The 12,096-nt window shown below is 51.5% G+C and carries 12 protein-coding genes; 1 reads left to right on the top strand and 11 read right to left on the bottom strand.

The genetic code is table 11. From position 1 onward, the window contains the following. Positions 1–38: 38 nt before the first annotated feature. From Q4A84_RS09950 to gabT, 3 genes are all read right to left on the bottom strand, one after another. Positions 39–437: an aromatic amino acid transport family protein gene (locus Q4A84_RS09950; RefSeq protein ID WP_303088779.1), complete on the bottom strand. Its 399-nt coding sequence runs from the start codon at positions 435–437 to the stop codon at positions 39–41. Positions 438–554: 117 nt separating this feature from the next. Further along, on the bottom strand, positions 555–1,988 hold the full coding sequence (locus Q4A84_RS09945) for an NAD-dependent succinate-semialdehyde dehydrogenase (RefSeq protein WP_303088778.1): 1,434 nt from the start codon (positions 1,986–1,988) through the stop codon (positions 555–557). Positions 1,989–2,038: 50 nt separating this feature from the next. Next, on the bottom strand, positions 2,039–3,295 hold the full coding sequence (gene gabT / locus Q4A84_RS09940; RefSeq protein ID WP_303088777.1) for a 4-aminobutyrate--2-oxoglutarate transaminase: 1,257 nt from the start codon (positions 3,293–3,295) through the stop codon (positions 2,039–2,041). A 134-nt stretch (positions 3,296–3,429) separates the two neighbouring features. Here gabT and Q4A84_RS09935 point away from each other — a divergent pair, with 134 nt between their 5' ends. Then, complete coding sequence (locus Q4A84_RS09935; RefSeq protein WP_303088776.1) at positions 3,430–4,200, top strand: IclR family transcriptional regulator; 771 nt, start codon at positions 3,430–3,432, stop codon at positions 4,198–4,200. A 167-nt stretch (positions 4,201–4,367) separates the two neighbouring features. Here the strand turns inward: Q4A84_RS09935 and Q4A84_RS09930 are convergent, their stop codons facing one another. From Q4A84_RS09930 to proV, 8 genes are all read right to left on the bottom strand, one after another. Continuing rightward, positions 4,368–5,111 (bottom strand): 1-acyl-sn-glycerol-3-phosphate acyltransferase, encoded by a 744-nt coding sequence (locus tag Q4A84_RS09930; protein WP_303088781.1) that lies wholly within the window; start codon positions 5,109–5,111, stop codon positions 4,368–4,370. Positions 5,112–5,120: 9 nt separating this feature from the next. Then, positions 5,121–5,678 (bottom strand): D-glycero-beta-D-manno-heptose 1,7-bisphosphate 7-phosphatase, encoded by a 558-nt coding sequence (gene gmhB / locus Q4A84_RS09925; RefSeq protein ID WP_303088775.1) that lies wholly within the window; start codon positions 5,676–5,678, stop codon positions 5,121–5,123. 116 nt (positions 5,679–5,794) lie between these two features. Further along, a complete protein-coding gene (tenA, locus tag Q4A84_RS09920; protein ID WP_303088774.1) occupies positions 5,795–6,481 on the bottom strand; it encodes a thiaminase II in 687 nt (228 codons plus the stop codon). A gap of 27 nt (positions 6,482–6,508) precedes the next feature. After that, positions 6,509–7,561, bottom strand: coding sequence for a glycosyltransferase family 4 protein (locus Q4A84_RS09915; protein WP_303088773.1), 1,053 nt, complete (start codon positions 7,559–7,561; stop codon positions 6,509–6,511). A gap of 15 nt (positions 7,562–7,576) precedes the next feature. Then, the gene (locus Q4A84_RS09910) at positions 7,577–8,008 is read right to left on the bottom strand and encodes a hypothetical protein (protein WP_303088772.1); all 432 of its coding nucleotides are present in this window, start codon (positions 8,006–8,008) and stop codon (positions 7,577–7,579) included. A gap of 104 nt (positions 8,009–8,112) precedes the next feature. Beyond that, positions 8,113–9,171: a glycine betaine/L-proline ABC transporter substrate-binding protein ProX gene (gene proX / locus Q4A84_RS09905; protein WP_303088771.1), complete on the bottom strand. Its 1,059-nt coding sequence runs from the start codon at positions 9,169–9,171 to the stop codon at positions 8,113–8,115. Between the two features lie 49 nt (positions 9,172–9,220). After that, the gene (proW, locus tag Q4A84_RS09900) at positions 9,221–10,270 is read right to left on the bottom strand and encodes a glycine betaine/L-proline ABC transporter permease ProW (protein ID WP_303088770.1); all 1,050 of its coding nucleotides are present in this window, start codon (positions 10,268–10,270) and stop codon (positions 9,221–9,223) included. Between the two features lie 103 nt (positions 10,271–10,373). Further along, a complete protein-coding gene (gene proV, locus Q4A84_RS09895) occupies positions 10,374–11,582 on the bottom strand; it encodes a glycine betaine/L-proline ABC transporter ATP-binding protein ProV (protein ID WP_303088769.1) in 1,209 nt (402 codons plus the stop codon). Positions 11,583–12,096: the final 514 nt, after the last annotated feature.

The raw sequence follows: 12,096 nt of genomic DNA, 5'->3' as shown, positions 1-12,096 counted from the left end.
TTTAAAACAATTAGTAAAGCATGATTTGTACTAGTTATCTAGGACAGCCCCAAAAACAAAATGCTGCCCAAGTGCTTGTCGATGCCGAACAGCGACTGCATCAAATCACCGCTGCCGCTCATATAAGCAATCAAAGCGCCCAGTGCGTTGACCGCCACCGAAGCAAACATCAGCCAAGAGCCGAAACCGCCGACATAGCGCTTGGCCAAACCGCTTAGCTGCTCATGCCGGCTGGTACGCAACGTTGCCTCCGCCACATAAAGCATCGTAATCGTCGTAACCACGCCAACCACCACCAGCCAAAACAACAGCGGCATATAACCCGCTTTACGCGAAGCATAAGAAATCGACAAAATACCCGCACCGATATTGGTGCCGATAATCATAGCAACGCCTTCCGTAAAAGTAATTTTCTCCGCTTTCAAAACATCCGACATCTTCTCTCTCCTTTGTAATGCAGCCGTTTGCCGGCTTTATATTTCGGGCAGCACTGTATGCCCTCCAATAGCTTTAATGCCTGTCTGAAAATATTTTTCAGACAGGCATTAAACTCATCAACCCACATCCAGACACAGATATTTCAATTCCAAATATTCGTCTATCCCATATTTGCTGCCTTCCCGGCCAAGCCCGCTCAGCTTCACCCCACCAAACGGCGCCACCTCATTGCTAATCAGCCCCGTATTGACGCCCACCATACCGTATTCCAGCGCCTCGCCGATACGCCATTGGCGGCCGGTATCACGGGTAAACACATAAGCGGCCAAGCCAAAACCGGTATTATTGGCCTGCTCAATAGCCGCTTCCTCGCTGTCGAAACGGAACATCGGGCAAAGCGGGCCAAACGTTTCCTCTTCAGCCACCAGCATTTGCTCGGTCACACCAGCCAGCACCGTCGGCTCGAAAAATGTTCCGCCCAAACCGCTGCGTTTTCCACCAACCAAACACTGAGCACCTTTGCCCAAAGCATCGGCGATATGCTCCTCCACTTTAGCCACCGCCTTCTCATCAATCAGCGGGCCCTGCTGTACGCCTTCCTCCAAACCGTTACCCAGTTTCAAGCCGCGCACTTTCTCCGCCACCAAGCGGCAAAACGCATCATAAATGCCTGTCTGAACATAAACGCGGTTGGTGCAAACGCAAGTTTGCCCGCTGTTGCGGAATTTGCTTTGCAGCAAGCCTTCGGCCGCCTTTTCCAAATCCGCATCGTCAAACACGATAAACGGCGCATTGCCGCCCAATTCCAAACTGAGCTTTTTAATATGGTCGGCACTATTACGGAAAATCTGAACCCCCACCTCGGTAGAACCGGTAAAGCTGATTTTCCGCACAATCGGATTGGTGGTAAACGCCTCGCTGATGGCCGAAGCCTTCCCGTTCACAATCACAAACAAATCCTGCGGCACGCCCGCCTCATACGCCAGCACCGCTTGTGCATAAGCGCTCAAAGGCGTCTGGCTGGCCGGCTTCACAATCATAGCACAGCCTGCCGCCAGCGCAGGTGCCGCCTTGCGCGTAATCATCGCGGCAGGAAAATTCCACGGCGTAATGGCGGCAGTAACACCGACCGGCTGCTTAATCACCAGCAGCTTCTGCGACGGCTTCACACTGGTCAGAATATCCCCGTCAATACGGCGCGCCTCTTCGGCAAACCAACGTACGAAGCTGGCAGCATAATCGATTTCACCGCGCGATTCAGACAGGCACTTGCCCTGCTCCATCGTCATAATGCGGGCGAGATTTTCCTTATGCTCTTTCAAAAGCCGATACCAACACCACAAAATATCCGCACGCTCCAGCGCAGTTTTGGCCGCCCAAGCCTGCTGGGCTGCCTGCGCTTTGCCGATAATCGCGGCCAGCTCATCCGCCGATGTGGTTTGCACATAAGCAATTGTCTCGCCGCTGGCCGGATTATTAACCGCCAAACCACCCTCAAACGGTGCAAACCGCACATCAGGATGTTGCAATAAAGATTCGATTGATTTCATAACACATTCCCCTAAGGCGGCAAATGCCGCCCGTTTTTCAGTCAATAAAATTAAACCCGCGCCTGTTCGATTGCCAGTTTCAGCACGGCCATGGCGCGTTCAAAATCAGCGTCTTCAATCGTTAGCGGATACAGAAAGCGGATGACATTTCCGTGTGCGCCGCAAGTCAGCAACAACAGCTGGTTTTCCATGGCGATTTTCTGCACTTTGGCGGCAAAAGCCGCATTCGGATTGTCATCATCGCCGAATTCCACCGCCACCATCGAGCCCAAGCCGCGAATTTCCGTTATCTCCGGCGCACTCAACGACCGCAAAAAATCTTGCAAACGCCGCCCCAATTGCTCGGAACGCTGGCACAGATTTTCCTCTTCCATCACATCCAACACCGCCAATGCCGCCGCCACGCTCAAAGGATTGCCGGCATAAGTGCCACCCAACCCGCCACGGCGCGGCGCATCCATTATCTCCGCACGCCCCGCCACACCGCTCAACACAAAACCGCCTGCGATGCTTTTCGCCATCGTCATCAAATCGGGCCTCACATCGTAATGTTCCATCGCAAACAATTTGCCGGTACGGCCAAAACCGGATTGCACTTCGTCGGCAATCAAAAGAATGCCGTGTTCATCGCATATTTCACGCACCGCACGCATAAATTCCGGCGGGCAAACATTAAAACCGCCCTCTCCTTGCACCGGCTCAAGAATAATCGCCGCCACATCGTGCGGCGCAATATCGCTTTTGAAAATGCGCTTGATGCTTTTCACCGCATCGGCCACGCTGATATTTTGTGTCGCCACCGGATAAAGCGCATGGTACACGCCCGCCGGCATCGCACCGAAATCCGCCTGATAAGGCAACACCTTGCCTGTTAGCGCCAAGGTCATCAGCGTGCGGCCGTGAAAGGCTCCGCCGAATGCGATAATTCCGTTGCGCTTGGTATAAGCGCGGGCGATTTTAACTGCATTTTCCACCGCTTCCGCACCACTGCAGAAAAATTGGCTTTTCACTTTGCCCGCTATCGGAACCAACCGATTGATACGCTCTGCCAAAACCACATAGCTCTCATAAGGCACAATCTGAAACGCCGTATGCGTGAACGCGTCAAGCTGCTTCTGCACCGCGGCCACCACTTTCGGGTGGCGGTGCCCGGTATTCAATACGCCGATACCGCCTGCAAAATCGATAAATTCCCGACCGTCGGTTGTTTTAATCGTAGCGTTTTGCGCTTGTTGCGCAAACCAGCCGCACATAACCGACGCACCGCCGGGAATTGCGTCGCGCATTCTGGCAATCAAGTTATCCATGTTACTCTCCTTTGCGAAAAATCGGGTTGGCTGCCCGTACTTGCTAAAAGTTATTATGTTCAGTATATTGAACAAAAATCCAATATACTGAACAAATAATAAAATGCCTATTTTAGGCTTGTCAATCATTTATCATGAAAACAACCATGTCGATTCCCGCATTAGAACGCACCATCCGCATTCTCGATTTATTAACACAAGCCCAGCAGCCCCTGACCGGCGCCGAAATTACCAAAACACTGGACTTGCCGCGCAGCACGGCTCACGGCCTGCTCAACCATCTTGCCGCCGCCGGTTTAATCAGAAAAACCGACGAGCGGCACTTCGCTTTGGGCGCCCGTTTGATGTATTGGGCCAACGGCTTTCTTGAGCAGCAAGACGTGATTGCAGAGTTCTATCAAGCCATCCAGCATATCTCCGAACTGGAGCCCTATACGCTGACCCTTTCGACCCTAAGCAACGACCAAGTGATTTATCTGGCCTGCCGCAACAGCAAATCGCCGCTCGGTTTTGAATTTCGCATGGGCATGCAGCTGCCCGCCGTATTGACTGCCACCGGCAAAATCATGCTCAGTTATTTGAGCGATGAAGAATTGGCCAGCTTGATTACTCGTTTCCCGCCGCCTTACACGGCCAACAGCGTCCGCAACCATAGCGAGTTGGCACGCGAACTGGCGCAAATCCGCCGGCAAGGCTATGCGGTTGATAACGGTCAGTTAAGGCTCGGCATGCATTGCTTCGGTGTAGCGGTTACCGACCATACACGGCAAGCCCGCTTCGGCATTGCGGCCAGTTTGATTCAGCAGGAAGCCAACGAAGCCACATGCAGGCAATTGGTGGCCGGGTTGAAAAAACTATCAAACCGCTTATCAACCGCGCTGGGTGGAAACATGACGGCTGCTTGAGCAACGGCAAGCGCTAGCCGAAAATAGAAAATGCCTGTCTGAAACATTTTTTCAGACAGGCATTCAAATACCCGATAACAGGTTCGATTCAATAGCTGTAAATCACGATAACACACTCGGCCAACAATGGCCGCTTAACAGTCAAAAACGGATTTCTCAACTTCCGCCTAATCCGCCTGTTTTACCGCTTTCGCAGCAAACGGCCCTTGGCCCGAGATAACCTGCATCTGGCTTTCAATCCAGCTTTCGCACTCAGTAATCAATTCTTCCACCGAGCCTTCCTCATAAGAAATCGGCTTGCCGATAACCATTTTGATGGTGCCCGGATATTTTAAAAACGAATTGCGCGGCCAATATTCGCCGCTGTTTACGGCAACCGGCACGATATCCATTTCCAACATTTTGGCCATTCTTGCAGCACCTTGTTTGTATTTGCCGCGCTCGCCCGGCCGGATGCGCGTGCCTTCTGGGAAAATGGCAATCCAGAAACCTTCGGCCTTTCGCGCCCGCCCCTGCCGCATCATATCGGCCACGGCTTTACTGCCCGATTTGCGATCGATGCCGATGGTTTTGGCGATTTTCAGCCCCCAGCCGAAAAACGGTATTCTGAACAGCTCTTTTTTCGCCACGTAAACCTGCAGCGGAAAAACTTCCTGCAAGGCCAGCGTTTCCCAGCCGCTTTGGTGTTTACAGCAAATAATGGAAGGCCTGTCTGAAATGTTTTCCCGCCCTGTTACTTCATACTTCAGGCCAACGATGTTTTTCAACGACCACAGCAAAATCAAAGCCCACGTTTTACCGATTATGTTAGCGCCGCGCGGAATCAAAGCAGCCGGAAGCACCAATATGAAAAGAATAATGGCACTAACAGACAGAACCAGCCAATAAATCAGGTTGCGGATAAGCAGCATCATATTCCTTTACGCTTTTTCAGATTCCAACTGCATCATGTATTGTGAAAACGCCATCAAATCGTCAAATATTTGGGTTTGCTCGGGCAGATTGTCGCCTTCCGTGGCAAGCGTTTTTTTGCCTTTTCCGGTCAACACCAGCACCGGCTTGCCGCCCGCAGCATCAATGGCCTGCAAATCGCGCAAGCTGTCGCCTACCATATAGGTTTCTTCGGCTTTGGCGCTGAAACGGTCGATAATATCGTAAACCATGCCGGGCTTCGGCTTGCGGCAGTCGCATTCGTCGACCGCCGTATGCGGGCAAAACCAAATGCCGTCAATCTGGCCGCCGGCCTGCTGCACCAGCCGGTGCATTTTATTGTGCATTTCGGTTAATTCCTGCACGGTAAAATATTTGCGGCCGATGCCGGATTGGTTGGTTGCCACGGCAACGGTGTAACCCGCCTCAGAGAGAAACGCAATCGCATCCATGCTGCCTTCTATCGGCACCCATTCATCTGCCGATTTCACAAAATCGTCGCGGTCTTGGTTGATAACGCCGTCACGGTCAAGAATAATCAGTTTCATAAATCTTCGCTTTCAATACGCCATGCCTGTCTGAAAACAGACAATACGGCGCTGCTTACATTTCTAGTCGCTAAAACCTTCATCCGTATCACGGCAGCCATACGCCGGCGGGTTCACTACGATTCGGGCTGATACTTTTCCAACCCCGGCCATGTCTGTCGACGGTAAGCACTATCCCAAAACAGCCATTCCAGCTTGGCGGCGGTTGTGTAGGCATGATGCATTTTTTGTAACGTATCTGCGCTGCAACCTGCTGCCGTGTGGTCAACCGTGGCAATCACTCGGCGCACCGACTCGTGAAATTCTTCGCCGGCATAAGTATCAATCCAAGCCTGATAAGGGTTGTCTGGAGCAGACCGGCTGACAATATTTTTACCTACTTCGGCATAAATCCAGAAGCAAGGCAACAGAACGGCCAATACCACCGGATAACTTTCCGACCACGCCACCGAAATCAAATAAGATGTGTAATGGTGGCAGGCGGCGGTAAGCGGCGTTTGCGCGAATTGCTCGGTGGAAATGCCGAATTTTTGCATAAAACCGTTGTGCAGGCTGCGCTCCACTACAATCGCTTCCTGCGCGGCAGCGGCAAACTGTAAAATGCCCTCGGCATCAAAAGCTTTGGCACCGCATACGGCCAACGCACGGCCGTAGGCTTCAAGATAATGCGCGTCTTGAATCACATAATGGCAAAAGGCTTCCCTGTTCAGAATACCTCGTGCCAGCTCTTGGTTAAACGGCAGATTCAAGGTGGCTTGATACAAGGCCAGATTACGCTGCCATGCTTCTTGGCTGAAAGTCATCGGCTTCTCTTTTCGGGCTTATCGGTTTCAAATATCCAGCATCTCGAACAGCTGGTTGATGTGGTGCTCGAGTGTCGGATTATACGTTAAGGCCTGCATCGGTTCGATGATTTTATGCTCGCCGGATTGCTTCAGGGCAACCGCTTTGGCCACTGCGGCGGCCAGCAGCGAAGCGTTTTCACGCGGAAAGAAAAAACCCGCCTGCTCGTTCATCACTTCGCAGCAACCCATATTGTCGGCCAATAAAACGCGCGTGCCGCACAATACGGATTCTACGCCGACCAAACCAAACGGTTCGAACAAAGAGGCCATGATGGTGTAATCGGCGGCGCGGTAAAGCTCGGGCATGTTTTTACAAAAACCCAGCGCCTGAACGTTGCGCATCGGCCGTGGCAACGGCGAGCCGGCAACCGCCAATCTAACCGGCAGGCCGGTTTGCTCGAAAAACGCGGCCAGTAAGTCAAGGCCTTTACGCTTGTGTCCGGTTGAAGGAAACAGAAAAATGGTTTCGTCGTCCCGCCAACCTAGGCGGATGCGGGTGGCTTCGATTTCTTCGGGGTTCGGATAGAAACGCTCGGTATCGGCGGGAGGATGTACGGTGCGGATTTTTTCCGGCGGTACGCCGTATAAATCAACCAGTTCGCGTTGCATCATGCCGGAATGCGCCATGATGGTTTTGGCGCTGGCATAGTTGCTACGGTTGCGCCGCACGGCGAGTTTGTCGATAAAATTGGCCCGCAGCCCCATCGCACGCAAATAGCCCAGATGGTTGCCGCCGCAGATAAATACGTCGGCATCGTCGGCCGGATTGCAGGCAATCAGGCGCTCGTTTGCGCCGCGCCGCCGTTTTAGCTGCGGGGCGAAAAAAAACGGCCTCAGCTTTTTCGGAATGCGCTTTTGGTTGATAAGCTCGGGCTTAATCAAACTGTATTCCGGTAGAGTTGTGTCGAATTTGGTTGCGTATACTTTAACAACGGTTTGCGGCTCGTCGGCCAGCTGGCGAACCAAATCGAAGGTGTAGCTTTCGATACCGCCGCCGTGGGTAAACTGGTTGGCGCTGAGGGCAATGGTTTGTTTCATTTTCAGACAGGCTTTCTATTTCAAACTGTTTTTCCAACGCTCAAAGCCTGTCTGAAAAACAGGATTCAGGCGACTTTGGATTTCGGGGCTGTTTTCAATATGGTAAAAGCCGCTTTCGTTTTCAATACCCAGTGCGGTGAAATAATCTTCCATAAAAAGACCGTAGCCCTCTTCTTCGTCGACATAATAAAAGCGAGTGAATCGGTTGCCCAGTTCGTTGAAACAGGTTTCATCGATGCCGCCGCCCAATTGTGCCAATACAAATTCGGCGCCGGACACCGCACCGCTTCGCAACTCGTCAAAACCGGGCAATGCGGCGGCGGATTCACTGTGCAGATTTTGGGAAACAGCCCAGGCATAGTAATAGCCGATATGGTGCGCCGCATAAGGTTCGGGCAAATTATCGGGATAGTCTTCGTTAAGGTGAAACGTGATGTGGTCGTACATGATTGCCCTTTGTCTGGCGGCTTCGGCGGGGATTATAACATTGCTTATTGCAACTAAAGCCTGTCTGAAAATAATTCAGACAGGCTTTGCAATAGCGGCGTGCTTTATTTCACGGCGGCGCGTGCTTCGGCGAGCCATTTGTCTACGGTGGCCCGATTGGCTTTAATCCAGTTGTCGGCATGTTGCTGGATTTGATCTGGTTTGTTTTCGCCGTCGCTGATTAAGGTATTCTCGGCATTAACGTCTGCCACCGGCACTTGGGCTACGGCAAACAGTTTGGCCGCGGCAGGGTTGGCTTCGGCAAAAGCCTTATTGGCTACGATGCGCTCGTTGTTGATGGCAAAGCCGTAGTTTTTACCATCGGGCGCGGTCGTATCCTGTTTTTCAGGATTGGCGCTGAAAGGTACTTGCAACCAAACCACATCTTTTCCGGGCACCAGTTTGCCGGATACCCAATATGGCGTCCAAGTGTAATAGAACACGGGCTTGCCTTCTTTATAGCGGGTAATCGTATCGGAAATAATCGCGGCATACTGGCCTTGTTTATGCGTGATATGGTCGCGCAGTTTGTAGGCATCAAGCTGGTATTCGATAGCCGCTTCGCAACCCCAGCCGGCCTGGCAGCCGGTCAGGTCGGCCTTGCCGTCGCCGTCGGTATCGAACAGTTTGGCAATCTTCGGATCTTTAAATTGCTCGATATTGGTAATTTTATATTGATCGGCGGTTTTCTTATCAATCAGATAACCTTGGGCGGCACCGGTAATGTAGTTGCCTTGACGGTAAAATTTGTTATCGCCGCCGGCATTTTTATACATTTCGTTATGCAGCGGATCCCAGTTGACCGCAAGGAAAGTGGCATCGCCGCTGGCAACGGCGGTATACGCGGCGCTGTAGTCCACCTCTTTAGGCGGCTTAACTTCATACCCCAATTCTTTCAGCAAACTGTTGACAACCAGAGTTTGGAAAGTCTCCTCAGAAAGCGAGCTTTGCAGCGCCTGCACGCTCACGCCTTTTCCGGGCTGGCTCTGATTATCGGAAGCACCTGTTGTGGCGCCGGCAGATGCCGCGCTGCCTGCGTTTTGCTGTTGCTGTTGTTGCTGGCCGCAGGCGGCGAGGCCCAAAGCCATTAAAGTGGCAAGTGTCAGATTTAAAGGTTTGTTCATTGCATACTCCTTTGGAAAACGGATTGTTCAACCATGCCTGTCTGAAAAATCAGGCGGTTTTTCTTTTAAGAAATGGGCGCATAACCAGGCCAACCGGGCCGGTAAGATACCAGCGGTCGGCACGACTGCGGTTGCTGCGGCCGAGCGATTGGGTCATGCGGTCGAGCACGATGGCCATAATCACAATGCCCAAGCCGCCCACCGATGCCAAGCCGATATCCAGCCGGCCGATGCCGCGCAACACCATCAGCCCTAACCCGCCTACAGAAATCATCGAAGCGATAACCACCATGGAAAGGCTTAACATCAGCGTCTGGTTCACGCCCGCCATAATGGTGGGCAGCGCCAGCGGCAGCTGCACCTTGAGCAGCATTTGTTTGGTATCGGCACCAAACGAATGCGCCGCCTCGATTAAATCTTCCGGCACTTGGCGGATACCCAAATTGGTCAGCCGGATAACCGGCGGCACGGCGAAAATAATGGTCACCACCACGCCCGGTACATTACCGATGCCAAACAACATCACAATCGGCACCAGATAAACGAAGGCAGGCGTTGTCTGCATCGCGTCCAGCAACGGGCGTAATATCCTGCCGACTCTTTCACTGCGCGCCATCACAATGCCGGTAGGAATGCCGATGAGCATACAGAACAATACGGCGGTCAATACCAGCGACAACGTGGTTACCGTTTCCGGCCAAGCGCCGATAAAACCGATGAGCAGCAAACCCACCAGCGTACCCAACGCCAGCTTCTTACCGGAAAGCTGCCACGCCAGCAGAGCCATAATAGCAATCAGCAGCAAAGGCGGCACCGATTGCAAGATGCTCTCGATAGACGTGAGCGTCCAATCGATGGGCGCTTTCACCGCAGTGAAAAACCCGCGAAAATGCTGCACCACCCATTCAATCGACTGCTCCACCCATTTATCCAACGGCAGTCGCGCATGGTCAAACGGTTTTAATAGTGAAAAAGGTTGTTCGGCCGAATGGCCGGCGGAAAGCACGGAAGCCGTATCGGCAGCAGGAGTGGAAGCCGCGGCAGAGGCCGCACCTTCAGAGGCCGTCTGAGCGGTTCCCCAAGGGTTATCGCTTGACATAAACTGTCCTTTCTTTTGGTATTTTTGGTATCGTGGTGTGCGGGCAGATAGATTATTATTGCAGGCGCTAGGCGGCCAAATAGGCCATGCCTGTCTGAAGACCCTACGGTTCGGGCGGGCTGAGCGTTTCCAGCAAAGCCACTTTACTTACTGAGCCGACGTGGCGGCCATTGGCATCCACAACAGGGACGGGGCAAGGAAATTGAGCAGCCGTATTCAGCATATCGCGTATCGGCATATCAGCCGGCACGGCACCTAAATCGGGCAGCACGGCTTTTTCCAACGGCTGATGCTGATTCAGCACCTCTTTAATCGAATCAACGGAAACCACACCGACAAAACGTTTTTCATCATCCAGCAGAAAACCGTAATCCCGATCGTTGTCGCGCATCCGCTTCAAAAAGCTGCGCATATTGTCCTGACCGGCGCGATGAGGGAAAGTCAGCTGTGTGCGTCGCGCCAAGTCGCCCGCGGTATACACCTGCGAAACATTCACTTCCTTAAAGAACGAACGCACATAATCATTGGCCGGCTGACGCAGAATCTCATCCGGCGTACCCACCTGCACCACTACGCCGCCCTGCATAATCGCAATCCGGTTACCGATGCGCATCGCCTCATCCAAATCATGCGAAATGAACACAATGGTGCGTTTATCATGCGCCTGCAAATGAATTAATTCATCTTGCATTTCAGTACGGATTAACGGATCGAGCGCAGAAAAAGCCTCGTCCATCAGCAAGATGGCCGGATTGTTCGCCAAAGCGCGCGCCAAACCGACCCGCTGCCGCATCCCGCCCGACAATTCATCAGGATAACTGTCGCCGTAAGCGCCCAAGCCCACCTGATCCAAAGCTGCTTGCGCACGCTCGTTTCGCTCCGCTTCCGGCACGCCGGCCAGCTCCAGCCCGAAGGCCACGTTCTGACGGTTGTTAAGATGCGGCATCAACGCAAACGACTGAAAAACCATGCTGATCTTCTCACGGCGCACCTGCCGCAAACGCGCATCATCCATAGCCACCACATCTTCACCATCAATCAACACCTGACCGCTGCTCGGCTCAATCAAACGGTTAAACAAACGCACCAAAGTCGATTTACCCGAGCCGGACAAACCCATGATGACAAAAATTTCACCTTCGTAAATCTCCAGATTCACATCGGCTACCGCAACCGTACTGCCGGTTTCGGCAAAGATTTCCTCTTTCGACAAACCCTTCCCGTGCAGCTTCAGCGCCGTCTTGGGGTGGGGCCCGAAAATTTTATAAAGATTCTTAACCGTCAGCTTGGCTTGGGTAGATTTTTCATTCATTTCAATCTTCTAGCTATTTATTCACTTTTTTACCTTAACAGAAAATTTACCAATCGTTCAAGGCTGAATATTTAGATTAGCAATTCATTACCCTATTTCCAAAAGCTAAAAGCTATTGAAAATAACGAAACCAGCCGATAAAAAAAAAGCCGTTGGCATGAGCCGGCTTTAAATTTATCTTTTTATAATCAAATTACTATTTATTAAGATAGAATTTTTAAAATAAAAATATATTTATCATACTTTTTTTAAAATGATTATTTTTCATTCAAAATTAAATGTTATTTAAATAAATAAAATAAAACTTTTTATAAACAAAATATTAATATTATTTCATGAAGATAAGAAAAATTAAGCCATGCGAAAGTGAGCACCCGTATTTTTAAAATTATGACTGAAGATTGCGTTTTGTTATTGCTTTGCAAATACATCAAACGCAATACCAGTCGCAACATTCCAAATGCCGAATGCCTGCCTGAACATTTTCAGACAGGCATTCGGCCCAAGCAATGAA

The organism is Neisseria sp. (assembly GCF_030527965.1).
In the GTDB taxonomy this organism is placed as follows: Bacteria; Pseudomonadota; Gammaproteobacteria; order Burkholderiales; family Neisseriaceae; genus Neisseria.
This window is presented reverse-complemented; position numbering and strand designations above follow the sequence as displayed.